The 24,988-nt window shown below is 64.8% G+C and carries 23 protein-coding genes; 22 read left to right on the forward strand and 1 reads right to left on the reverse strand.

Annotated features, from left to right (window positions below; translation table 11 throughout):
* The first annotated feature begins 661 nt into the window (after positions 1-661).
* Positions 662-1,168, forward strand: coding sequence for a hypothetical protein (locus QW881_RS15635; RefSeq protein WP_315756693.1), 507 nt, complete (start codon positions 662-664; stop codon positions 1,166-1,168).
* 163 nt (positions 1,169-1,331) lie between these two features.
* Here QW881_RS15635 and queF read toward each other — a convergent pair whose 3' ends face one another.
* On the reverse strand, positions 1,332-1,808 hold the full coding sequence (gene queF / locus QW881_RS15640) for a preQ(1) synthase (RefSeq protein ID WP_315750940.1): 477 nt from the start codon (positions 1,806-1,808) through the stop codon (positions 1,332-1,334).
* 174 nt (positions 1,809-1,982) lie between these two features.
* On the opposite strand from queF, the gene eno reads away from it, so the two are divergent.
* The 21 genes from eno (at position 1,983) to QW881_RS15745 (ending at position 24,987) form a co-directional block, all read left to right on the forward strand.
* On the forward strand, positions 1,983-3,266 hold the full coding sequence (eno, locus tag QW881_RS15645; RefSeq protein WP_315756692.1) for a phosphopyruvate hydratase: 1,284 nt from the start codon (positions 1,983-1,985) through the stop codon (positions 3,264-3,266).
* Between the two features lie 36 nt (positions 3,267-3,302).
* A complete protein-coding gene (locus QW881_RS15650; RefSeq protein WP_315756691.1) occupies positions 3,303-4,445 on the forward strand; it encodes a zinc-binding dehydrogenase in 1,143 nt (380 codons plus the stop codon).
* Between the two features lie 119 nt (positions 4,446-4,564).
* Positions 4,565-5,572 (forward strand): MBL fold metallo-hydrolase, encoded by a 1,008-nt coding sequence (locus QW881_RS15655; RefSeq protein ID WP_315756690.1) that lies wholly within the window; start codon positions 4,565-4,567, stop codon positions 5,570-5,572.
* Between the two features lie 245 nt (positions 5,573-5,817).
* Positions 5,818-6,987 carry a serine hydrolase gene (locus QW881_RS15660; RefSeq protein WP_315756689.1) on the forward strand — a complete coding sequence of 390 codons (1,170 nt, stop codon included), beginning with the start codon at positions 5,818-5,820 and terminating at the stop codon, positions 6,985-6,987.
* 149 nt (positions 6,988-7,136) lie between these two features.
* A complete protein-coding gene (locus tag QW881_RS15665; RefSeq protein ID WP_315756688.1) occupies positions 7,137-7,694 on the forward strand; it encodes an NADPH-dependent FMN reductase in 558 nt (185 codons plus the stop codon).
* Positions 7,695-7,839: 145 nt separating this feature from the next.
* Entirely contained in the window at positions 7,840-8,631 is a 792-nt protein-coding gene (locus QW881_RS15670) for an aldolase (RefSeq protein WP_315756687.1), read from the forward strand.
* A gap of 65 nt (positions 8,632-8,696) precedes the next feature.
* The gene (locus QW881_RS15675; RefSeq protein WP_315738186.1) at positions 8,697-9,014 is read left to right on the forward strand and encodes a septum formation initiator family protein; all 318 of its coding nucleotides are present in this window, start codon (positions 8,697-8,699) and stop codon (positions 9,012-9,014) included.
* A gap of 198 nt (positions 9,015-9,212) precedes the next feature.
* Positions 9,213-10,235, forward strand: coding sequence for a pyruvate dehydrogenase (acetyl-transferring) E1 component subunit alpha (gene pdhA / locus QW881_RS15680; protein ID WP_315756686.1), 1,023 nt, complete (start codon positions 9,213-9,215; stop codon positions 10,233-10,235).
* Between the two features lie 29 nt (positions 10,236-10,264).
* Entirely contained in the window at positions 10,265-11,662 is a 1,398-nt protein-coding gene (locus QW881_RS15685; protein ID WP_315756685.1) for a pyruvate dehydrogenase complex E1 component subunit beta, read from the forward strand.
* A 12-nt stretch (positions 11,663-11,674) separates the two neighbouring features.
* On the forward strand, positions 11,675-11,980 hold the full coding sequence (locus tag QW881_RS15690; protein ID WP_015666657.1) for a DUF5076 domain-containing protein: 306 nt from the start codon (positions 11,675-11,677) through the stop codon (positions 11,978-11,980).
* 2 nt (positions 11,981-11,982) lie between these two features.
* Positions 11,983-13,338 carry a pyruvate dehydrogenase complex dihydrolipoamide acetyltransferase gene (locus QW881_RS15695; RefSeq protein ID WP_315756684.1) on the forward strand — a complete coding sequence of 452 codons (1,356 nt, stop codon included), beginning with the start codon at positions 11,983-11,985 and terminating at the stop codon, positions 13,336-13,338.
* Between the two features lie 39 nt (positions 13,339-13,377).
* The gene (locus QW881_RS15700; RefSeq protein WP_315756683.1) at positions 13,378-13,617 is read left to right on the forward strand and encodes a hypothetical protein; all 240 of its coding nucleotides are present in this window, start codon (positions 13,378-13,380) and stop codon (positions 13,615-13,617) included.
* Between the two features lie 32 nt (positions 13,618-13,649).
* Positions 13,650-15,071: a dihydrolipoyl dehydrogenase gene (lpdA, locus tag QW881_RS15705; RefSeq protein WP_315756682.1), complete on the forward strand. Its 1,422-nt coding sequence runs from the start codon at positions 13,650-13,652 to the stop codon at positions 15,069-15,071.
* Between the two features lie 126 nt (positions 15,072-15,197).
* On the forward strand, positions 15,198-16,439 hold the full coding sequence (locus QW881_RS15710; protein ID WP_315756681.1) for a threonine synthase: 1,242 nt from the start codon (positions 15,198-15,200) through the stop codon (positions 16,437-16,439).
* Between the two features lie 91 nt (positions 16,440-16,530).
* On the forward strand, positions 16,531-17,502 hold the full coding sequence (locus tag QW881_RS15715) for a tripartite tricarboxylate transporter substrate binding protein BugD (RefSeq protein ID WP_316158522.1): 972 nt from the start codon (positions 16,531-16,533) through the stop codon (positions 17,500-17,502).
* Between the two features lie 234 nt (positions 17,503-17,736).
* Positions 17,737-19,461 carry a dihydroxy-acid dehydratase gene (ilvD, locus tag QW881_RS15720; protein ID WP_315774988.1) on the forward strand — a complete coding sequence of 575 codons (1,725 nt, stop codon included), beginning with the start codon at positions 17,737-17,739 and terminating at the stop codon, positions 19,459-19,461.
* Positions 19,462-19,564: 103 nt separating this feature from the next.
* A complete protein-coding gene (locus tag QW881_RS15725) occupies positions 19,565-20,281 on the forward strand; it encodes a tetratricopeptide repeat protein (protein ID WP_409997702.1) in 717 nt (238 codons plus the stop codon).
* Positions 20,282-20,615: 334 nt separating this feature from the next.
* The gene (locus QW881_RS15730; protein WP_316158523.1) at positions 20,616-21,665 is read left to right on the forward strand and encodes a substrate-binding domain-containing protein; all 1,050 of its coding nucleotides are present in this window, start codon (positions 20,616-20,618) and stop codon (positions 21,663-21,665) included.
* A gap of 99 nt (positions 21,666-21,764) precedes the next feature.
* A complete protein-coding gene (locus QW881_RS15735; protein WP_315738173.1) occupies positions 21,765-23,003 on the forward strand; it encodes an ABC transporter substrate-binding protein in 1,239 nt (412 codons plus the stop codon).
* Positions 23,004-23,068: 65 nt separating this feature from the next.
* Positions 23,069-23,935, forward strand: coding sequence for an ABC transporter permease subunit (locus QW881_RS15740; RefSeq protein WP_315738172.1), 867 nt, complete (start codon positions 23,069-23,071; stop codon positions 23,933-23,935).
* Complete coding sequence (locus QW881_RS15745) at positions 23,935-24,987, forward strand: branched-chain amino acid ABC transporter permease (RefSeq protein ID WP_315756678.1); 1,053 nt, start codon at positions 23,935-23,937, stop codon at positions 24,985-24,987. The genes QW881_RS15740 and QW881_RS15745 overlap by 1 nt, the downstream gene beginning before the upstream one ends.
* Position 24,988 lies beyond the last annotated feature (1 nt).

The following is a 24,988-nucleotide window of genomic DNA, read 5'->3' on the forward strand; positions in this document are numbered from 1 at the left end:
TGGCCCGCCTGCAGAAAAAAATGCAGGCGGCAGGAACCACAGGTTCAGCCGAGACATCCCGGCATTCCCCGCGCGATGGTTGGGCGGCTTATACGTACTCTCCCCGGGGACCGGGCTGTCTTGCCCCCGTGACCGGCGGATCATCACCACCAGCGTGACCTCAGCGTCGGGAGGCCAGGACCATACGATTTCGCCGGCGCATCAGGCTCGTTCGTCCGCATGAGTGATCACGCTGCGACCCGACACGCCCACCGCATCCCGCCTCAACGTCCGTGACGACCGCGAAGCGCCCCTCTGATCGAGACGGGACGGCGACAGTCAATCACAAATTCCGATAAAGCGAAAGTAAAACATTTCGTGGGCGATTCGATGGAGGTGATCAGCTTGAAAACGCAGCAATAATCCGCTTTCGGAAGCAGCGGCTTTGACAGTCGCATGGATTGAGATCGGCGATGGAGCGTGCCCGTCGGGCGACTCAGGGGCGATGGACTAACCATTGGATTGCATCCCTCGAGTGAGACACAGATAACTTCCATAACCGCGAGTGACATGTCGCCGTAGGCTGACCCACACATTTGCGTAATCTTTTAATCCGCAAAAAATCGAGACCGATCTTCCACCGATTCCCAATAGATCGCTGCGATATAGATGGCTTGATAAAATGAAAGCGACAAAAACGGCCGCTGCTTCGCTTCTTGGACTGATTGTTGTGCTTGGCCTGGGCGGTCAAGGCAGGGCTGAAACGCGCGACTCCGCAGCAAATATTCGGGGGCTCATTGTGGAGCTAACGTCAGAAGCGGACAAGGCGAGGCGCTATGAAATAGGAGACAAGCTTCAGAAGCTTGTTGAGGGCCTTGATCGTCGCGAACGGGAGAATTTTGCCCCGGAATTGATAGACAATATCGCGACCTTGCTCCGTGATCATGACGACATCATTAGGACTTATGCAGCGGAGGTGCTTGCGAATGTCGGGGTGCCGGCGGCACTAAGAGCCGTCGGGCCGCTGCTGAAAGCGCTTAGAGAGGCTAAGTCAAATCCCAGTTTGGTCTATCGAGGTGCGTCGTATAACGCTACGGACGCGATCATTGGTGCTCTTCACAAGATGCAGGTTTGTATCGTTCCGCCCGAGCGGCACGATCGAGACGTCTGTGATTATCTGCTTCAATGATTGCAGTTTGGTTGGGATCCAAAACTGTCACAACTATCGCGCCAGACCGTCGCCTCTGGTGATCCGAGTTTTCGCCAAGCTAATTCCACGTCGTCTCCCCGGGCCCCGTCCCGGCCATGCCGTTGCTGGAGACTAGGTCGAATCGTCAGGTGCGATCGGCGCCTCACCCCCGTCCCCGATACGGCGCCACGCCCTGGTCCGGGACCCACAGGCCCTTCGGGAGCTTGCCGGTCTGCCAGAACACGTCGATCGGGATGCCGCCGCGGGGGTACCAGTAGCCGCCGATGCGCAGCCATTTCGGCTTGAGCTCGGTGGCGAGGCGCTTGCCGATCGCGACCGTGCAGTCCTCGTGGAAGGCGCCATGGTTGCGAAAGCTCGCGAGGTAGAGCTTGAGCGACTTGGATTCGACCAGCCAGGGGCCGGGGGCGTAATCGATGACGAGATGGGCGAAGTCGGGTTGGCCCGTCACCGGGCATAGCGACGTGAATTCCGGCACCGTGAAGCGGGCCAGATAATCGGTGTCCTTCTGCGGGTTGGGAACGCGGTCGAGCGTCGCTGCATCCGGGCTGTCCGGCGCCGCCACCTCGCGGCCCAGCTGAAGGCCGGCCGATGTCGGGGATGTGTTGGGTCTTTTCGCCATGTGTCGTGTCACCTGCCGCAGTGGCGCCCGTTTAGCCAATCGGGGCGCCCCCGTCACCCGCTTCGTGATTTGGTCGTGACTTGATTTCAACGCCACTTGGCCTTTTCGCGCTCGCGGGCTTGCGGTAGAAGCAGCGCAACAACGCCCACCCAGAAACGCCCGCGAGAGGACCTCATGACCGCCATCGTCGACATCATCGGCCGCGAAATCCTGGACAGCCGCGGCAATCCCACGGTCGAGGTCGACGTCGTGCTGGAGGACGGCTCGGTCGGCCGCGCTGCCGTGCCGTCCGGCGCCTCCACCGGTGCCCACGAGGCGGTCGAGCTGCGCGACGGCGACAAGCACCGCTATCTCGGCAAGGGCGTGCTGAAGGCCGTCGAAGCCATCAACGACGAGGTCTATGAGGCGCTCAGCGACATGTCTGTGCAGGACCAGGTCCAGATCGACCAGATCCTGATCGAGCTCGACGGCACCGAGAACAAGAGCCGGATCGGCGCCAACGCCATTCTCGGCGTCTCGCTCGCCTGCGCCAAGGCGGCGGCGATCTCCTACGACATGCCGCTGTATCGCTATGTCGGCGGCACCTCGGCCCGCACCCTGCCGGTGCCGATGATGAACATCGTCAATGGCGGCGTCCACGCCGACAACCCGATCGACTTCCAGGAATTCATGATCATGCCGGTGGGCGCGCCGAGCTTCGCGGAGGCGCTGCGCTGCGGCTCGGAGATCTTCCACACGCTGAAGGCCGAGTTGAAGAAGGCGGGCCACAACACCAATGTCGGCGACGAGGGCGGCTTCGCGCCGAACCTGCCGTCGGCGGACGCCGCGCTCGACTTCGTCATGAGCGCGATCGGCAAGGCCGGCTACACCGCCGGCGAGGACGTGATGCTGGCGCTGGACTGCGCGGCCACCGAGTTCTTCAAGGACGGCAAGTACGTCTACGAGGGCGAGAACAAGTCGCGCTCGCGCTCCGAGCAGGCCAAATATCTCGCCGACCTGGTCGCGCGCTATCCGATCGCCTCGATCGAGGACGGCATGTCGGAGGACGACATGGACGGCTGGAAGGAGCTGACCGACCTGATCGGCGACAAGTGCCAGCTGGTGGGCGACGACCTGTTCGTCACCAACGTCAACCGTCTCGCCGACGGCATCCGCAACGGCCGCGCCAACTCGATCCTGATCAAGGTCAACCAGATCGGCACGCTGACGGAGACGCTGGCCGCGGTCGAGATGGCCTACAAGGCTGGCTACACCGCCGTGATGTCGCACCGCTCGGGCGAGACCGAGGATTCGACGATTGCCGATCTCGCGGTCGCCACCAATTGCGGGCAGATCAAGACCGGCTCGCTGGCCCGCGCCGACCGCACCGCCAAGTACAACCAGCTGCTGCGCATCGAGCAGGAGCTGGATGCGCAGGCCAAATATGCGGGCAGGGCGGCGCTGAAGGCGCTGGCGTGAGCCAGGGCTGAAGAAAGCCAAACAGGGGAGGCGCGCATGAGTGTCGAGACACAGGGCCTGCAACTGCGGACGCTGATCAAGCGCAGCGGCGAGCTCGAGCTGTCGCTGGTCGATGTGCCGACCCCGGAGCCGGGGCCGGACGAGGTCGTGGTGCGGATCGAGGCGGCGCCGATCAACCCGTCCGATCTCGGCCTCCTCGTCGGCGCGGCCGATCTGTCGACCCTGCAGGCGTCCGGCACCAAGGACCGCCCCGTGATCACGGCCAAGGTGCCGGAGGCGGGGATGCGGGCGATGGCCGGCCGGCTCGATGAGTCGCTGCCGATCGGCAATGAGGGCGCTGGCGTCGTGGTCAAGACCGGCTCGTCGGACGCCGCCAAGGCGCTGATGGGCCGCACCGTCGCGGCCATCGGCGGGGCGATGTACAGCCAGTATCGCTGCCTGAAGGTCTCCGAATGCCTGCCGCTGCCGGACGGCACCACCCCGGCCGAGGGCGCCTCCTGCTTCGTCAATCCGCTGACCTCGCTCGGCATGACCGAGACGATGCGGCGCGAGGGCCATACCGCGCTGGTGCATACCGCGGCCGCGTCCAACCTCGGGCAGATGCTCAACAAGATCTGCCTCAAGGACGGCATCCCGCTCGTCAACATCGTGCGCAGCGCTGATCAGGCCGAGCTGTTGCGTGGCATCGGCGCGAAATACATCGTGGATTCGACGGCGCCGACCTTCATGGACGACCTGATCGCGGCGCTGGTCGAGACCGGCGCGACCATCGCCTTCGATGCGATCGGCGGCGGCAAGCTCGCCGGCCAGATCCTCAACGCGATGGAAGCTGCGATCAACAAGTCCGGCAAGCATCCCTACAGCCGCTACGGCTCGAACGTGCACAAGCAGGTCTACATCTACGGCAGCCTGGATACGCGCCCGACCGAGATCACGCGCGGCTTCGGCATGACCTGGAGCGTCGGCGGCTGGCTGCTGTTCCCATTCCTGATGAAGATCGGCAAGGCGGATACCGAGCGGTTGCGGCAGCGCGTCGTCGACGAGCTGAAGACGACCTTCGCGAGCCACTACACCAAGGTCGTATCACTCCCCGAAGCCCTCGATCCGGCCAATCTCGCCGTGTACGCCAAACGGGCCACCGGCGAAAAATTCCTCATCGACCCCAACAAAGAGAAGTGACCTAACGTCGCTCCCCGGACGTTGCTGACGGGCTTGCGTTTGGCCTGCATGCGGAGAAAATCCGCCCCGTTTGTCTGGGGGCGGTGTCAGCCGCATGGAGCACTGAGGAGAGATTTGTCATGACCCTATTGGATCGCCGTCTGGATCGCCGTCGATTTCTGGCCGGTGCGGCCCTCGCCGGAGCTGCGACCGCTCTGCCGCCGCTGGCCGGGCAGGCACACGCGGCGGTTGCGCCCGCCGGCGCCCAGGCGCCCGGCTTCTACCGCTACAAGGTCGGCGACTACGAATGCACCTCCGTCAATGACGGCGCGCGCACCTTCCCGATGCCCGACAAGTTCGTCGTCAACACGGCGAAGGACGACGCACTCGCGGCTGCCGAAAGCGCCTACATGCCGAAGGGCATGATCACGATCCCCTTCAATCCGCAGCTGATCAACACCGGCTCCAAGCTGGTCCTGATCGACACCGGCAACGGCGCTGGCGCCTTCGAGGCCAGCAAGGGCGCGGTCGGACGCACGCTGCAGAACCTCGCCGCGGCCGGCGTCGATCCGAAGTCCATCGACGTCGTCGTGCTCTCCCACATGCACGGCGACCACATCAACGGCCTCAAGCTCGCCGACGGCTCGCTGGCATTTCCGAACGCCGAGCTGAAGGTGCCGGCCAAGGAGTGGGCGTTCTGGAATAGCGACGAGAACGCCGCCAAGGCGCAGACCGACTTGATGAAGGGCAACTTCGCCAACTTCAAGAAGGTGTTCGGCGGGCTCGAGAGCAAGGTCACCCAGTACGAGTGGGACAAGGAGGTTGCGCCCGGCATCACCGCGCTCGGCACGCCCGGTCACACGCCGGGACACACCTCGTTCGCGGTCGCGTCCGGCAATGCCAGGGTCCTGATCCAGGCCGACGTCACCAACGTCCCCGAGCTGTTCCTGCGCAACCCGGACTGGCACGTCATGTTTGACACCGATGCGGCGCAGGCGCAGGAGACCCGGCACAAGTTCTACGACATGGCCGCCGCCGAGAAGGCCAAGGTGATCGGCTTCCACTTCTCGTTCCCCTCCGTGGGCTATGTCGAGAAGGACGGCGCCAAGTACCGGCTGATTCCGGCGCCGTGGAATCCGGTGATCTGATTTTCGGTTAGCGTCATTGCGCGGAGCCCCCCCGGGTCTCGCCTCCGGCGAGCCCGAAGACAGGCTCCGCGACGAAGCAATCCAGAGTCACAACCGAGCCCTGGATTGCTTCGCTCGCAATGACGGAGGAGAGAGGGGGCCGCCTTCGGGCGGCCTGCTCGTTTTTGCATATGCGAAATGTCGGGCTTTCCGCGGCTCGCGCGAGCGCCTATGTCGAACCTCCCGGGATGTCCGCAGGGCCTTGCATGTCGACCGATCTCTCAGCTTCCAGCGCCGATCTTTCCAACTGGCGCTCCGCGCCGTTCAGCCGCTGGGCCTTCCACAACATCCGGTCGATCCTCCCGGTCGCCGACATCGAGAGCGCGCCCGGCAGCGCGTGGCCGCTGCCGGCAAGTCCGATCTCCTTCGATCAGTTCAGCCTGCGCCTGCCGAAGGGCGGCACGCTCGATCTCGACGGATTCCTGAAAGCGACGGCGACGGACGGGCTCCTGATCCTCCACGACGGCCGCATCGTGTTCGAGCACTATGACGGCGGCACCGACCGCGACACGCCGCACATCCTGATGTCGGCGACCAAGTCGATCACCGGGCTGATGGCCGGCATCCTGGCCGGCCGCGGCGAGCTCGACGTCGACGCCGAGGTCACGCGCTACGTGCCGGAAGTGGCGGTCACGGCCTATCGCGGCGCCACGATCCGCCAGTTGCTCGACATGCGTGCGGGCGTCGTGTTCGACGGCGCCGGCCTGCAGGCCTATGCCGACGCCGCCGGCTGGGAGCCGGTCGCACCTCGCACGTCGCCGAACCTGCACGAGTTCTTCGCGACGATGCGCGCGCAGGCGAAGCCGCATGGCGGCCCGTTCAGCTACGTCTCCGCCAACACCGATCTGCTCGGCTGGGCGATCGAGCGGGCCACCGGCCGCAGCTTCGCGAGCCTCGTCAGCACACTGTTGTGGAAGCCGATGGGGGCGAGCGGCGAGGCCTTCATCACTCTCGACCGCAAGGGCGCGCCGCGCTGCACCGGCGGGCTCTGCGCCACGCTGCGCGACGTTGCGCGGCTCGGCCAGCTCGTGCTGTCAGGCGGCCGGCGCGGCTCGCACACCATCATCCCGCCGTCCTGGCTCGACGACATCAGGCACAATGGCGACGCCCAGGCGTGGCGCGACGGGCAGTGGCGCGACAGCTTTGCCGCCATCAGCCGCAACATGCATTATCGCAGCGGCTGGTACGTCATCAACGACCAGCCGCAGCTCATGTTCGCGATGGGCATTCACGGCCAGAACCTGTTCGTGGATACGTCCAACGACATCGTGATCGCCAAGGTCTCGTCATGGGCGCAGCCGGTCGACGGACAGGCCATCTGGCTGACGCATCAGGCGGTGGCGGAATTCACCCGTCACCTCAAAGAGACCGGTTGAGCCCGAGGGAAGCGGCAGGCGGGCGGGGTCATCGAGCGCCTCTTGCGACGAAACGCAGTGTTTCGCGGGATGCCTGTTTCATGCACTTGCATGTTCCTGCCGGAGCGCTTTAAGTGCCCCTCACACGCCGCTCCTCAAAGGACCTCCCCATGCCTGCACCCTATTCGATCGTCGCCCTCGTCGGCAGTCTCCGCAAGGAGAGCTTCACGCTCAAGATCGCCAAAGCCCTGGCCAAGCTGGCGCCGGTCAGCCTGAAGATCGACGTCACCACGCTCAACGGCCTGTCGTTCTTCAACCAGGATCTCGAAGCCAATCCGCCGGCCGATTGGCTCGCGCTGCGGGAGAAGCTCAAGGCATCGAACGGCGTGCTCATCTTGACGCCTGAATACAACCGCTCGATTCCCGGCGTGCTGAAGAATGCGATCGACATCGCCTCGCGTCCCTATGGGCAGAGTTCGTTCCTGGGCAAGCCGGTCGGCCTCATCGCCAACTCGCCGGGTCCGCTCGGCGGCGTCGCGGCGGCCAAGCACCTGCAGAACATCATGCCGGGCATCTCGGGCCCGGTCATGGGGCAGCCGGAGATCTACCTGAATGGGGTCGGCGACGCCTTCGACGCCCAGGGCGAGCTGGTCAAGGATTCGCTCAAGACGGTGTTGCAGCAATATCTGGATGCCTTCGCCGCCTTCGTGGCCAAGCAGAACGGCTGATCGCGTTCGCCGCCGCCGCGTCCACCTGCGGCGGTCGGCAACTGCATGACGGGTATGATGCGGGCAGGGCGTTGACGCGCCTTGCCCGATCCGTTTCAAGGCAACGCCGGACCTGCGCAAGGATGCGCATTGCCAAGGAAGCACGATGGCCCATTCGTTCACACCCGCGTCGTCGGCGAAGCCCGGCCCGAACCAGCCGGATCTCGACTCGGAGGCCGTCTGGCAGGCGCGGATCGACCTTGCGGCCTGTTTCCGGATGGCGGCGCGGCACGGGCTCGAGGAGGGCATCTGCAACCACTTCTCGGCGCTGGTGCCCGGCTATGACGACCTCTTCATCGTCAATCCCTACGGCTATGCCTTTCGTGAGCTGACGGCCTCGAAGCTGTTGGTTTGCGATTTCGACGGCAACGTCATTGCCGGCGACGGCCGCCCGGAGGCGACCGCGTTCTATATCCACGCCCGCATCCACAAGGCGCTGCCGCGCGCCAAGGTCGCGTTCCATACGCATATGCCGTATGCCACCGCGCTCTCGATGACCGAAGGCGATCCGCTGATCTTCGCCGGGCAGACGGCGCTGAAATTCTATGGACGAACCGCCGTCGACGCGAACTACAACGGGCTGGCGCTCGACGCGCGCGAGGGGGACCGCATCGCCGGGGCTGTCGGTAATGCCGATATCGTCTTCATGAAGCATCACGGCGTCATGGTCCTGGCGCCGACCATCGCCGAAGCCTGGGATGATCTCTATTATCTCGAGCGCGCCTGCCAGGTTCAGTGCCTGGCGCTGTCGACCGGCCGCAAGGTGGTGCCGGTGGCGCCCGACATCGCCGAGGCCGCCTATCGCCAGATGCGGGAGGGAGATGCGGAATCGGCACGGCTGCATCTCGAAGCGATCAAGCGGACGCTCGACGCCGAGGAGCCCGCCTATCGGACTTGAGCGGGCAGCGGGGCGGGGGCTCAGGGTTAGCGTTTCCTTAACCGGGGGCGCCGCATTCTCGGGCCATGGTCTCCCGCGCGCGCCTCAAATCCTTCCTGACCGGGCTAGCCCTCTACACGATGGCGGCCGCCATCATCGGCTATTTCGGCATCAACGCCTATACCGGCCGGTACGGCCTGACCGCGCGTCAGGAGCTCGACCAGGAGATCATTGCGCTCACCTCCGAGCTCGCCCGGTTGAAGCAGGAGCGGGCGGAGGGTGAGAAGCGCGTATTGCTGCTGCGCTCCGACCGGGTCGATCCCGACATGCTCGATGAACGCGCCCGTTTTCAGCTCGGCTATGCCAACCCGCGTGATCTGATCCGGATCAATCGGCCGCAGTGACGCGTGTCCCTTCGCCGCGGTGCCTAAACTTTAGCAGGCCGTGGCGTCAGGAATTTCAAAAACGCGCTCATCAGCATTCGTTTATTTCGCGCTCGTTTGCAGTGCGGCAAAGCAAAATGAACCGCAATTCACGCAGTCCTTTTACGTGCCTTGGAGTTGAGCTAGAGAGAGCTACTTTTTCTCTCATCCGGAATTGCCATGGCCGCACCCAAGAAAACCGCCGCAAAGGAACAAGGGCAGGACAGAGACAACGGCCCGCCGCCGGAATTCACCAGAGAACAGGAATTGGCTGCACTGCGCGACATGCTGCTGATCCGTCGCTTTGAGGAGAAGGCGGGTCAGCTTTATGGCATGGGTGCGATCGGCGGTTTCTGTCACCTCTACATCGGGCAGGAGGCTGTGGTCGTCGGCATGCAGATGGCGCTGAAGCCGGGCGATCAGGTCATCACCGGCTATCGCGATCATGGCCACATGCTGGCGACCGGGATGGATGCCAAGGGCGTCATGGCCGAGCTCACCGGGCGCCGCGGTGGGTACTCCAAGGGCAAGGGCGGCTCCATGCACATGTTCAGCATGGAGAAGAATTTCTTCGGCGGCCACGGCATCGTCGGTGCCCAGGTCTCGCTCGGCACCGGCCTCGCGCTCGCCAATCGCTACCGCGGCAACGACTCGGTCAGCATTGCCTATTTCGGCGACGGCGCGGCAAATCAGGGGCAGGTCTATGAGAGCTTCAACATGGCGGAGCTCTGGAAGCTGCCGGTGATCTACGTTATCGAGAACAACCGCTATGCGATGGGCACGGCCGTGTCGCGCGCCTCGGCGCAGACCGACTTCTCCAAGCGCGGCATCTCCTTCAACATCCCGGGTGAGCAGGTCGACGGCATGGACGTCCGCGCCGTGAAGGCTGCCGGTGAGAAGGCCGTCGCGTGGTGCCGCGAGGGCAAGGGTCCGTACATTCTGGAAATGCAGACCTATCGCTATCGCGGCCACTCGATGTCCGACCCGGCCAAGTATCGTACCCGCGAGGAAGTCGAGAAGGTGCGTCACGACCAGGATCCGATCGAGCAGGTGCGCAACCGCCTGCTGGCGGCCAAGGTCACGGAGCAGGATCTCAAGGCGATCGATGCCGACGTGCGCAAGATCGTCAACGAGGCCGCCGATTTCGCCCAGGCCGATCCCGAGCCGGATGTCGCCGAGCTCTACACCGACGTTTACCGTTAAGCGCAGACGCTGTTTTGTCCGGAGCTGATATGCCAATTCAAGTTTTGATGCCTGCGCTGTCGCCCACGATGGAGAAGGGCAATCTCTCCAAATGGCTGAAAAAGGAAGGCGAGGCGATCAAGTCGGGTGACGTGATCGCCGAGATCGAGACCGACAAGGCCACGATGGAGGTCGAGGCGACCGACGAGGGCACGCTCGGCAAGATCCTGATCCCCGAAGGCACCGCCGACGTCGCGGTCAATACGCCGATTGCGACCATCCTCGCGGACGGCGAGACCGCGGCCGATCTCGGCAAGGCCGCAGCACCTGCGGCCGAGACGAAGGCTGCGCAATCGGCGCCGCCGTCCGAGCCTGCCGCAGCCACGCCGGCCGCGCCCGCGCCGACCGGCGTGGCTGCGCCGCAGAGCATCGCTCAGCCCGATCCCGAGGTGCCCGCGGGCACCGAGATGGTCACGCAGACCATCCGCGAGGCGCTGCGCGACGCGATGGCCGAGGAGATGCGCCGCGACGGCGACGTCTTCATCATGGGCGAGGAGGTCGCCGAATATCAGGGCGCCTACAAGGTCACCCAGGGCCTGCTGCAGGAGTTCGGCGCCCGCCGCGTGATGGACACGCCGATCACCGAGCACGGCTTCGCCGGCATCGGTGTCGGTGCGGCGATGGCTGGCCTCAAGCCGATCGTCGAGTTCATGACCTTCAACTTCGCCATGCAGGCGATCGACCAGATCATCAACTCCGCAGCCAAGACGCTCTACATGTCCGGCGGCCAGATGGGCTGCTCGATCGTGTTCCGCGGCCCGAACGGCGCGGCGGCGCGCGTTGCCGCCCAGCACAGCCAGGACTACTCGTCCTGGTACTCGCACGTGCCGGGTCTGAAGGTGGTCGCGCCGTATTCGGCGGCGGACGCCAAGGGCCTGCTGAAGGCCGCGATCCGTGATCCGAACCCGGTGATCTTCCTCGAGAACGAGGTGCTGTACGGTCATTCCGGCGAGGTGCCGAAGCTCGACGACTACGTGATTCCGATCGGCAAGGCGCGCATCGCGCGCGCCGGAAAGGACGTGACGATCATCGCGTGGTCGAACGGCATGACCTATGCGCTCAAGGCCGCCGACGAGCTCGCCAAGGAGGGCATCGAGGCCGAGGTGATCGACCTGCGCACCCTGCGCCCGATGGACACGGAGACCATCGTCGCCTCGGTCAAGAAGACCGGCCGCGCCGTCACGGTGGAAGAGGGTTGGGCGCAGAGCGGCGTCGGTGCCGAGATTGCCGCGCGGATCATGGAGCACGCCTTCGACTATCTCGATGCGCCGGTCGTCCGCGTGTCCGGAAAGGACGTGCCGATGCCGTATGCGGCCAACCTCGAGAAGCTCGCGCTGCCGTCGGCGGCGGAGGTCGTGCAGGCCGCCAAATCCGTCTGCTACCGCTAAGGGAAAGCCCAGATGGCCGGACCCAAGGAGCAGCCATTGCCGCCGGACGTCATCGGCCGCGAGGACGCCACCGAAGTGTTGCGCGCCTTCGTGCTCGATGGCGGGCTCTCGATCGCCTTCCAGCGCGCCTTCGAGGAGCCCGACGTGTGGGGGCTGCTCCTGGTCGACGTCGCCCGCCATGCTGCGCGCGCCTATGCGCGCGAGAGCGATTATTCCGAAGACGAGGCGCTGCAGCGCATCGTCGAGATGTTCGAAGCCGAGCTGGCTCGGCCGACCGACACCGGCACCACCAGCCCCAGGTCGAAACAAGGTCACTGATCATGCCGATCAACATTCTCATGCCCGCGCTGTCGCCGACGATGGAGAAGGGCAACCTTGCTCGTTGGCTCAAGAAGGAAGGCGACCAGGTCAAGTCCGGCGAGGTCATCGCCGAGATCGAGACCGACAAGGCCACGATGGAAGTCGAGGCGGTCGACGAAGGCACCCTCGCCAAGATCCTGGTGCCGGAAGGCACGCAGGATGTACCCGTCAACGACGTGATCGCGGTGCTCGCCGGCGAGGGCGAGGACGTCAAGGCGGCCGGCAGCGCGCCGGCTGCAGCGGCTCCGAAGGCCGAAGCCAAGCCGACGGCATCTGCGGCGCCTGCCGCCACGCCTGCGCCTGCCGCTGCGCCCGCGCCCAAGCCGGCCGCGGCTCCTGCGCCAGCCGCGTCTGCGGCTGCGCCCCAGGTCAACGGCCACGCCCGCATCTTCTCCTCGCCGCTGGCGCGCCGTCTCGCCAAGGATGCCGGCATCGATCTCGTCCGCATCACCGGCACCGGCCCGCATGGCCGCGTCGTCGCGCGCGACGTCGAGGAGGCGAAGTCGGGCAAGGGCCTCAAGGCCGCGCCGTCAGCAGCGCCCGCCGCTGCAGGGGCGCCCGCGCTCGCGCCCTCGATGTCCGACAAGCAGATCCTGGCGCTGTTCGAGCCGGGCTCCTACGAGGTCATCCCGCATGACGGCATGCGCCGCACCATTGCGCAGCGCCTGACCGCATCGGTGCAGAACGTCCCGCACTTCTACCTGACGATCGACTGCGACATCGGCAAGCTCTTGGCCGCGCGCGAGGAGATCAATGCGGCGGCGCCGAAGGACAAGGAGAAGAAGCCGCTCTACAAGCTCTCGGTCAACGACTTCGTCATCAAGGCGATGGCGGTGGCGCTGCAGAAGATCCCGAACTGCAATGTCAGCTGGACCGAAGGCGGCATGGTCAAGCACAAGCATTCCGACGTCGGCGTCGCCGTGGCGATGCCGGGCGGCCTGATCACGCCGATCATCCGCAAGGCCGAGACCAAGACCCTGTCGGCGATCTCGGGCGAGATGAAGGACTTCGCCGCGCGTGCCCGCTCGCGCAAGCTGAAGCCGGAGGAGTATCAGGGCGGCACCACCGCCGTGTCCAACCTCGGCATGTACGGCATCAATCACTTCACGGCGGTGATCAACCCGCCGCATGCGACGATCCTCGCGGTCGGCACCTCCGAGGAGCGGCCCGTGGTGCGCAACGGCAAGATCGAGATCGCGAGCATGATGAGCGTGACCCTGTCGTGCGATCACCGCGCCATCGACGGCGCGCTCGGCGCCGAGCTGATCGGCGCGTTCAAGCAGCTGATCGAGAATCCCGTGATGATGATGGTGTGATGTTGCTTTGCGGAGCGGGATGGCAAACGGGGCCAGCGCATGCGGATCAGAACGCGGTGGCCCTGGATCACGGCACTGGTAAGCGTCGCGCTGCTCGCCAACCCGCTCGGGATCGACGTCATCCATTCTGCTTTCTTCTCCGGCGAGGCGCTGTCGCGCGGCATCTGGGCGCCAATCGTGCTCGCCGGATTCGCGATCTGCGCTGTGCTGATGCTGCTGGAGGCAATTGTTCGAGCCTTGATCTGGCGACGTTCCGTCGGCAGCACCACGACCATCTGATTTCCAACTGCTTCAGTTGAATGGGAGCCGTAATGGCCGACACATCCTTCGACGTCATCATCATCGGCTCCGGCCCGGGCGGCTATGTCGCCGCGATTCGCGCCGCGCAGCTCGGGTTCAAGACCGCGATCATCGAGAAATCCTACCTCGGTGGTATCTGCCTGAACTGGGGCTGCATCCCGACCAAGGCGCTCTTACGCTCGGCCGAGATCTATCACTACATGCAGCACGCCAAGGATTACGGCCTCTCTGCCGAGAAGATCTCCTACGATCCGAAAGCGGTGGTGCAGCGCTCGCGCGGCGTCTCCAAGCGGCTGAACGACGGCGTCGGCTTCCTGATGAAGAAGAACAAGGTCCAGGTGATCTGGGGGCGCGCCGCGATCGATGCACCCGGCAAGATCACGGTGACCAAGTCGGATGTCGAGGCGCCCAAGGGCGCGCTGGGCGAGGGCGTCTTTCAGGCCAAGCATATCATCGTCGCGACCGGCGCGCGGCCGCGCGTGCTGCCGGGCCTCGAGCCGGACAAGAAGCTGGTCTGGACCTATTTCGAGGCGATGGTGCCGGACAAGATGCCGAAGTCGCTGCTGGTCGTCGGCTCGGGCGCGATCGGCATCGAGTTCGCCTCGTTCTTCCGCACCATGGGCTCCGAGGTCACCGTGGTCGAGGTGCTGCCGCAGATCCTCCCCGTGGAGGACGCCGAGATCGCAGGCCTTGCCCGCAAGCAGTTGGAGAAGCAGGGCCTCAAGATCATGACCGGGGCCAAGGTCACCAAGCTCGACAAGAAGAGCGACAGCGTGGTGGCGACGATCGACGACGGCAAGGGCAAGACGGAGTCGGTCGAGTTCGATCGCGTGATCTCGGCGGTCGGCGTTGTCGGCAACATCGAGAATCTCGGGCTCGAGAAGCTGGGCGTGAAGACCGATCGCGGCTGCATCGTCATCGATGGCTACGGCAAGACCAATGTGCCCGGCCTCTACGCGATCGGCGACGTCGCCGGTCCGCCGATGCTGGCGCACAAGGCCGAGCACGAGGGCGTGGTCTGCATCGAGGCGATCAAAGGCCTGCATCCGCACCCGATGGACAAGAACCTCATTCCCGGCTGCACCTATTGCCATCCGCAGGTCGCCTCCGTCGGGCTCACCGAGGCCAAGGCCAAGGAGCAGGGCCGCGACATCCGCGTCGGCCGCTTCCCCTTCGTCGGCAATGGCAAGGCGATCGCGCTCGGCGAGGACCAGGGCCTCGTCAAGGTGATCTTTGACAAGAAGACAGGACAGCTGATCGGCGCCCACATGGTCGGCGCCGAGGTCACCGAGCTGATCCAGGGCTATGTCGTGGCGATGAACCTCGAAACGACAGAGGAAGAGCTGATGCACACGGTGTTCCCGCATCCGACGCTGTCGGAGATGATGAAGGAAGCCGTGCTCGACGCCTACGGCCGCGTGCTGAACATGTAGTCTCGTTTCCCGTCGTCATGCGCGGGCTTGACCCGCGCATCCATCACCCCTGGCATGACTCTCGAGGAAGAAGATGGATTGCCGGGTCAAGCCCGGCAATGACGACACTAGCCAGAAGGTCTCGCCGTGAAATCCAGCGACAATCTCACCACCGAGCGTCCGACCTTCGTCACCCATCTCGAATGCGCGATGGAGGGCGATCACTATCCGGCGGACCAGGTCCACAACCTGTCCAAGGCCGGCAAGCCGCTCCTAGTGCGCTACGATCTCGCCGGCGTGAAGCAGGCGCTGACCAAGGACGCGCTCGCGCAGCGTCCGGCCGACATGTGGCGCTATCGCGAGCTGCTGCCGGTGCGCAAATGCCAGGACATCGTCAGCCTCGGCGAGGTGATGACGCCGCTGATCAATCTGCCGAAACTCTCGAAGAAGCTCGGCGGCGGCGAGATCATCGTCAAGGACGAGGGACGGCTGCCGACCGGCTCGTTCAAGGCGCGTGGCCTGGTGATGGCGGTGTCGATGGGCAAGGCGCTCGGCATCAGGCACATGGCGATGCCGACCAACGGCAATGCCGGTGCTGCGCTCGCGGCCTACGCGACCTCCTGCGGCATCAAGACCACGATCTTCTGTCCGGCCGATACACCGGAGGTGAACGTCAGCGAGATCGAGCTGCAGGGCGCGACCGTCTACCGCGTCAACGGACTGATCGACGATTGCGGCAAGATCGTCGGCGAGGGCAAGGCCAAGGTCGGCTGGTTCGATACCTCGACCCTGAAGGAGCCCTATCGCATCGAGGGCAAGAAGACGATGGGCCTGGAGCTCGCCGAGCAGCTCGGCTGGGACGTGCCCGACGTGATCTTCTATCCGACCGGCGGCGGCACCGGCCTGATCGGCATGTGGAAGGCGTTCGACGAATTGGAGAGAATTGGATTCATCGGCGCGAAGCGCCCGCGCATGGTGGCGGTGCAGGCCTCCGGCTGCGCGCCGATGGTGCGCGCCTTCGAGCAGGGCGTCGAGCATGCGACGCGCTGGGAGGATGCCCACACCATCGCGTCCGGCATCCGTGTGCCCCAGGCGGTCGGTGATTTCCTTATCCTGCGCGCCGTCCGCGAGAGCAAAGGTTTCGCCATCGCGGTCGATGACGAGAAGATTTCATCTGCGCTCAGCGAAGTCGCGCGCGAGGAGGGGCTGCTGTTGTGCCCGGAAGGCGCGGCGACCTATGCTGCCTACAAGCAGAGCCTGGCCGACGGACGCGTGACGAAAAACGATCGCGTCATGCTGTTCAATTGCGCGACAGGACTTAAATATCCGCTGCCGCCGGTCACCCGGACGCTCGATCGTCACCAGCCGATCGACTTCGGGCAGTTCTAACTAACAAAACAGCACCGCGGCCTCGAGCATATGCTCCGGCGCAGACGCATTCGCGTCTGTGACCGGCGCGTGCGACACAAGGGAGGACGTGATGCGACGAGCTCTTTGCGCCGTGCTGTTTGCGTGCCTGGCTCTGGCGGTGCCAGCGCGCGCCGACACCTACCCCTCGCGCGCGATCACCGTGATCGTGCCGTTCGCCGCCGGCGGCCCATCGGATGCGATGATGCGCATCCTCGCCGAGCACATGAAACGGACGCTCGGCCAGCCCGTGCTGGTCGAGAACGTGACGGGCGCGGGCGGCTCGATCGGCGTGGGACGCGCGGTGCGCTCGAAGCCCGACGGCTACACCGTGAGCTTCGGCCATCTCGGCACCCACGTCGCGAACGGCGCCGTCTACCGGCTCGGCTATGACCTCGAGGCCGATCTCGAGCCGGTCGTGCTGCTGCCAAGCAATCCGATGATCATCGTCAGCAGGAACAACATCCCGGCCAAAACGCTGCCGGAGTTTCTCGCCTGGGTGAAGTCGCAGCCGAACCCCGTATCGGCCGGCACGGCGGGCAACGGCTCCGGCAGCCACATCGCAGGCCTCTATTTCGAGCAGGTCACCGGCCTCAAGCTGCAATACGTGCCCTATCGCGGCACGGGGCCGGCGATGAACGATCTCGTCGCCGGCCAGATCGATCTGATCGTCGACCAGACCTCCAACGCCATCAACCAGGTCCGCGCCAGCACGATCCGCGCCTTCGCCGTCACGGACGCCAAGCGCCTCGATTCCGCGCCCGAGATCCCGACCACCGATGAAGCCGGCCTGCCGGGCTTCCACATGACCCTGTGGTCGGGACTCTGGCTCCCGAAGGGCGTCAGCAAGGAGATCGTCGACACGCTCAATGCGGCCGCGGTGGCTGCGCTGGATGAGCCGGATGTGAAAAATCAGTTGAAAAACCTGGGGTTGCAGGTGCCGGCGGCGGACCAGCGCAGCCCGGCCGCCCTTGGAACCCTGCAGCGCGCCGAGATCCATAAATGGTGGCCGATGATCCGAGCCTCCGGGGTGGTGCCCGAGTAGCTTTCGCTCTCCATGCTAACCGAGGATGGTTGCGCGTCGGCCACGAATGTTGCGACGTCGCCACAGTTTACGAAGTTTTGGTAACAATCTCCGGCGCTCCGCAAACGCGCCGCTTTTTAGCCACACCTGGTCGTGAAATACTTTGATCAGAACATAACCAGTGCGTGTGAGGCTGCCGAAAATCCATTTCTAGGATTTTAGCGTTCTCCTCAGCACCGGGAGGCCAGAACAGCGATGGACGCGAAGACCGACATCAAGCGCAGGCTGCCCAGCCGTCATGTGACGGAAGGGCCCGAGCGTGCGCCGCATCGGTCTTATCTCTACGCGATGGGCCTGACCACGGCCCAGATCCACCAGCCCTTCGTCGGCGTCGCCTCGTGCTGGAACGAGGCCGCGCCCTGCAACATCGCGCTGATGCGGCAGGCCCAGGCGGTCAAGAAGGGCGTGGCGCATGCGGGCGGCACGCCGCGCGAATTCTGCACCATCACCGTGACCGACGGCATCGCGATGGGCCATGACGGCATGCGCTCGTCGCTGCCGTCGCGCGAGGCGATCGCCGATTCCGTCGAGCTGACGATTCGCGGCCATTCCTACGATGCGCTGGTCGGGCTCGCCGGCTGCGACAAATCGCTGCCGGGCATGATGATGGCGATGGTCCGGCTCAACGTGCCTTCGATCTTCATCTATGGCGGCTCGATTCTGCCGGGCAATTTTCGCGGCCAGCAGGTCACGGTGCAGGACATGTTCGAGGCCGTCGGCAAGCATTCGGTAGGTGCGATGTCGGACGAGGACCTCGACGAGCTCGAGCGCGTCGCCTGTCCATCCGCCGGCGCCTGCGGCGCCCAGTTCACGGCCAATACGATGGCGACGGTCTCCGAGGCGATCGGGCTGGCGCTGCCTTATTCGGCCGGCGCCCCGGCGCCTTACGAAATCCGCGATTCGTTCTGCATGACGGCTGGCGAACAGGTCATGGAGCTGATCGCCGCCAATATCCGCCCGCGCGACATCGTCACGCGAAAATCCCTGGAGAATGCCGCTGCGGTTGTGGCGGCGTCCGGCGGGTCGACCAATGCTGCGCTGCATCTACCTGCGATTGCGCACGAGGCCGGCATCAAGTTCGACTTATTCGACGTCGCCGAAATCTTCAAAAAGACACCTTATATCGCGGATTTGAAGCCGGGTGGCCGCTATGTCGCCAAAGACATGTTCGAGGCTGGTGGCATTCCGCTCTTGATGAAGACGTTGCTCGACCATGGCTATTTGAACGGCGACTGCCTCACAGTCACCGGCCGGACGATCGCCGAAAACCTCAAAGGCGTGAAGTGGAATCCGCACCAGGACGTGGTGAGGCCGGCCGACCAGCCGATCACTGCAACCGGGGGTGTCGTCGGTCTGAAAGGCAATCTCGCGCCGGAGGGCGCGATCGTGAAAGTCGCGGGCATGTCGAACTTGAAATTCTCTGGGCCGGCCCGCTGCTTTGATCGGGAAGAGGACGCCTTTGACGCCGTCCAGAAGCGCACCTATCGCGAAGGCGAGGTGATCGTCATTCGCTACGAGGGGCCGCGTGGCGGTCCGGGCATGCGGGAAATGCTGCAGACGACGGCGGCGCTGACCGGGCAGGGCATGGGCGGCAAGATCGCGCTCATCACCGATGGCCGGTTCTCGGGCGCGACCCGCGGCTTCTGCATCGGCCACATCGGACCAGAGGCGGCGGTCGGCGGAACGATCGCTCTGGTCGAGGATGGCGACATCATCGAGATCGACGCCGAGGCGGGTATCCTTAACGTGAAGTTGAGCGATGCCGAGCTGGCGACACGCAAGACCAAGTGGACGCCGCGTGAGACGCATCACACGTCAGGTGCACTTTGGAAATATGCCCAGCAGGTGGGGCCGGCCGTGGCGGGCGCCGTGACTCACCCAGGTGGTGCGCAAGAGAAGTATTGCTATGCGGACATCTGATCGGATCATTTTCGCATTGATGCTGGGGGTTGCCCCGCTCGCGTTGCCGACGCCATCGTTCGCGTTCGATGGCGCTCCGGTCAACCAGGAGCCGGCGATCCCTGTGGCTGGAGCTCAGGCCGGCGCCGGCGCGCTGCGCAAGGCGTTGCCTGCGACCACGTCCTCCACGTCGCCCACGCAGTCGCTGACGGCGCTGCAATACGCGGCGGAGGAAGGTCACCCGGTTGCGCAGTTCAAGCTCGGCCGCATGTATGCGGCTGGCGATGGCGTTGCGCGGGATGACATGCGCGCCTTCGACTATTTCAGCCGCATCGCCAATGCGCATGCGGAGGACAGTCCGTCGGCGCCGCAGGCGCAGATCGTCGCCAATGCCTTCGTCGCGCTTGGCCGCTATTACCTGAGCGGCATCCCCAACACGAAGGTGAAGGCCGATCCGGATCGCGCGCGGGAGATGTTCTCCTATGCGGCGTCCTACTTCGGCAATGCCGACGCCCAATACGACCTGGCGCGGATGTACCTGAAGACGGCGGATGCCTCGCGCGACGACTTCCGCTATGGCGCGCGCTGGCTCGGCCTCGCCGCGCAGAAGGGCCAGCATCAGGCCCAGGCGCTGCTCGGCCAGATGCTGTTCAACGGCGACCGGCTGCCGCGCCAGCCGGCGCGCGGCCTGATGTGGCTCACCTTGGCGCGCGACAGCGCCGGTGCGGACGAAGCCTGGATCAAGGAGAGCTACAACCGCGCCTTCGCCAAGGCCTCCGACGATGACCGCGCCTCGGCGCTGCAGATGCTCGAGAGCTGGGTGCAGGGCAAGCGCGAGTAGCAGGAGCGGAATGCGTCGCGTTCCCTCCAGCGATTCTATCTTGCCCGCGGCTACGCCGATGTCGGCGTGCCCGCCGGCAAGTTCGGCACCGCGGCCTCCTATCCAATGAGCAAGACGCTCGCCACCGCGCCGTGAGTCGCGGGCCACGGTGAGACATCAAGGCCACGGCAGCGGCTGCCCAAGGAGTGGGCGATGACGCGCCGATGTTTTGACCAGCGTCAGGTTCCAGAACCAAAATCGGCGATCTTTGGTACACGAACGACCCCGATGACGCCAAAACGCGCTTGGCACGATTCGTGAGTGCAAGTCCTCTGCAACAGCAGAGGCGGCACGTTTGCGCAGCGTTCGGATCGGCCTGATCATTCCTCAGCGCGGCTCGGCAGGGTTGTGGGCGCCCTCCGCCCAAGCCTGCGGGCGGCTGGCCGTGACCGAGCTCAACCAGGCCGCCGGCATCCGCCGCCGACAGGTCGAGCTGATCGTCATCGACGCCGGCGCGACCGCCGCCAGCGCGGGCCGGGCTGCGGTCGAGGCGGTCGACGAACTCGCCGTCGACGGCCTCGTCGGCATGATGCCGAGCTACGCGCGCGATCCTGTCGCGCAAGCCGCGCGCGGCCGCGTGCCGTTCGTCTACACGCCCCAGTTCGAAGGCCTGTCGGCGAACAGCGACGTGATGACCACGGGCGAGACCGCTGGCGAGTTGCTGGGGCCGGCGGTGCAGTGGCTCTCCGAGGTCAAGCGCGCCCGGCGCTTCTTCCTCTGCGGCAACGACTACATCTGGCCGCGCTCGTCGCTGCAGATCGCCAAGCGGCTGATCGCGCGCTTCGGCGGCACGGTGACCGGCGAATGCTACGTGCCGGTCGGCATCCACGATTACGACGAGATGCTCGACCGCATCAAGACGACGCGCAGCGACGTGGTGCTGCCGGTCTTTCTCGGCTTCGACTGCATCGCCTTCAGCCGCGCCTTCTGCGCCGCCGGCCTCAGCCGCCACGTTCTGCGATTCTCGTCCGCCTTCGACGAGACCATCGTTTACGGACTCGACAGCGGCGAGACCGAGAACGTCTACGTGGCGTCGAGCTATTTCGCCTCGCTGCGGTCGCGCAACAACGGTGCGTTCCTCGAGCGCTACTACACGGCATTCGGCGACAATCCGCCCCCGCCCAACGGCTACGGCGAATCCTGCTACGAAGGGATTCACGCGCTCGCCGCTCTGATCGAGCGCGCCGAGAGCTTCGACGCCCGCAACCTCAGGCGCTTCTACGGACGCACGCTGCAGCGGCGCACGGCGCGCGGCAACGAGGCGCAGCCGGTGGTTGGCGGACGCCACCCGATCCATCTCGCCGAGCTGGACGGCTACGACTTCGCGGTCGTCGCGTCGCGCTAGCGCGCAGGGCGCTTCCTAAAAACACTTGCCTTTTCAAATATTGTCATTTTAAACTTATCGCGGATCATGAACCGGCATCATCAACCCATGGGGACCTTTATGACTCTCTCCCGACGTCGTTTCCTGCAACGCTCGGCCATCGCGACCTCGACATTGATCGCGGCACCCGCCGTGCTGCGCTCGGGTGCGCTCGCGGCCGAGAACCCGATCACGGTCGGCAGCCTGCACGACCAGTCCGGTCCCATCGGCACCTCCGGCACGCCGATGGTCTATGCGCTGCAGCTTGCTGTTGAGGAGATCAACGCCGCGGGCGGCCTGCTCGGACGACCCTTGAAGGTGATCCACTACGACACTCAGTCCAACATCCAGATGTACTCGCAATACGCCCAGCAGTTGGCGGTGAAGGACAAGGTCGACGTCGTGCATGGCGGCATCACCTCGGCCTCGCGCGAGGCGATCCGGCCGACCTTCGACCGCTTCAAGGTGCTGTACTTCTACAACACGCTGTACGAAGGCGGTGTTTGCGACCGCAACACCTTCTGCACCGGCACGACGCCGGCGCAGACGGTGGAGAAGCTTGTGCCGAGTGCTATGAAGAAATCCGGCAAGAAGGCCTACATCATCGCGGCCGACTACAATTACGGTCAGATCACCGCGAAGTGGATGACCAAATACTGCAAGGACAATGGCGGCGAGATCCTCTCGACCGACTTCTTCCCGCTCGACGTCACCAATTTCGGCTCCACCATCTCGAAGATCCAGGCGGCCAAGCCCGACCTCATCCTGTCGGCGCTGGTCGGCGGCAACCATACGGCGTTCTACCGGCAGTGGACCGCGGCCGGCATGAAGGGGAAGATCCCGATCGCCTCGACCACCTTCGGCCTCGTCAACGAGCCCTCGACGCTCGATGCCGCCGAGAGCGACGCCATCATCGGCGCCTACGGCTATTTCGAGGAACTCACCACGCCGGCCTCCAAGAGCTTCGTCGAGAAGATCAAGAAGGCGCATCCGGATTCGCCTTATATCAGCGAACTCGCCTCGTGCACCTATGAAGGCGTGATGCTCTGGGCCGAGGGCGTCAAGAAGGCTGGCAGCATCGACCGGATGAAGGTGATCGAGGCGCTCGAAAGCGGCCTCGTCTTCGATGGTCCGAGCGGCAAGGTCTCGCTGGACAAGCCGACGCATCACACGGTCCGCAATGCGTTCCTTGCCGAGGTGAAGGAACGCAAATGGTCAGTGCTGGAAACCTACACCGACGCCAAGCCGGCCGACACCGCTGGTGTCTGCGACCTCGTCAAGAACCCGAACGACGTTAAGCAGTACATCATCAATCTCTGACGCCTGCCGGGTCCCGCCATCCGACGGGACCCGGTTTCATTGGACTGCCCTGAAAGACCTGACGCATGGCGATCTACGTCATCCTCGCGCTCGACGTCCTCAATGGAATCTCCTCGCTGTTCCTGCTGTGCCTGGGACTGGCGATCATCTTCGGCATGATGAAGATCATCAATCTCGCCCATGGCGAGTTCATCATGTTAGGGGCCTATGCGACGGTGATTTCGGCGAATGCCGGGGTGAACATCTGGATCGCGATGCTGATCATCGCGCCGTTGTTCGTCGGCATCGTCGGCCTCGTCATCGAGCGCTGCCTGATCCGCTTTCTCTACGGCCGCCTCGTCGATTCGATGCTCGCGACCTGGGGCCTCAGCCTCCTGATCATCGGGATCGTCACGACGATCTACGGCAACACCCAGCAGGGCGTGCCGACGCCGCTCGGCGGCTTCTCGATCGGATCCTACCAGTCGAGCTACTACACGCTGTTCCTTGCGTTGATGGCGGCCGTCATGATGGCGATCATCTACGGCGTGATGCGCTACACCCGCTTCGGCCTGGTCGCCCGCGCGACGATGCAGAACCCGGCGATGGCGGCCACGCTCGGGGTCAATCCGGCCCGCGTCTACATGAGCACCTTCGCGCTCGGCGCGGCCGTGACGGGCCTCGCCGGCGGCCTGCTGGCGCCGGTGTCAGGCATCACCCCGGTGATGGGCGGTGCCTATGTCGCAAAAGCCTTCATGACCGTGGTCGGGGGCGGCGCGGCGATCCTCTCCGGCACGCTGTCCGCGGCAAGCCTGTTCGGCTCGGTCAACCAGATCGGCGCCTACTTCACCACGCCTGTCTATGGCGAGGTCATCGTCTTCACCACCGCGATCGTGCTGATCCGCTTGCTGCCGCAGGGCATCTCCGGGCGCTTCTTCAAGGGGAACCTGTGATGCCCAAGCACTCCCGTCTTGCGGGCCAGATGGGTGCGATCGTCCTTGCCATCGTGGCGATTGCGATCGTGCCGAGCGTGATCGAGCTGTTCGCCCTGATGCAGCTGACGCTGTTTGCCGCGATGTCGGTGCTGGCGCTGAGCCTCGCCTTCATCTGGGGCTATGGCGGCATCCTGTCGTTCGGGCAGACCGCCTTCTTCGGCCTCGGCGGCTATGCCTATGCCATCGCGGCCATCAATTTCCAGGATTCGACGCCTGCGATCCTGCTGGCCATCGTGATTCCGGCGCTTTTCGCGGCGATCCTCGGCTACTTCATCTTCTTCGGCCGCATCTCCGACGTCTATCTCGGCGTCATCACGCTCACGGTCACCCTGATCCTGTTCAACTCGGTCAACTCGACCTCGGGCGATGCCTACAAGATCGGCAAGGCGCTGCTCGGCGGCTTCAACGGCATGCCGGCGGTGCCGACCTTCAACATGCCGTTCGATCCGTCGACCGTGCTGTCGCCGGAGCAGTCGTGGTGGACGACAGCCTATGTGCTGCTTGGCGTGTTCCTGCTGCTGCGGCTGCTGCTGGCGCTGCCGGCCGGGCGCGTCATCGTCGCGGTGCGTGAGAACGAGGTGCGGGCCTCGCTGCTCGGCTATGACCCGCGGCTCGTGAAGTGCCTGACCTTCATCCTCGGCGGCGCGATCGCGGGTCTTGCCGGCGCGCTCTACGTCAACTGGGGCGCCTTTGTCAGCCCCACCATCTTCAGCCTGTCGCTGTCGGCCGAGATCATCATCTGGATCACGGTCGGCGGTCTCGGCACCTTGCTCGGTCCGATCATCGGCTGCGTCGTGATCGAATACATCGTCGCCTATATCGGCTCGCAGCAGCTATTGAACTCCAACCTCGTGCTCGGCGGCGTGCTGGTGATCTTCGTGCTGCTGTTGCCGAAGGGCATGGTGCCGACCGCCCGCGATCTCGTGATGCGTCTGATGCCGGACAGGAAGAAGACCAACGGTCCCCCGATGCAGCCAGCGGCGGCGCCGCATCCCGCAGGAGCCGAATGAC

Origin of the sequence: Bradyrhizobium sp. SZCCHNS3016 (assembly GCF_032484535.1) — a bacterium.
Classification (GTDB): domain Bacteria; phylum Pseudomonadota; class Alphaproteobacteria; order Rhizobiales; family Xanthobacteraceae; genus Bradyrhizobium.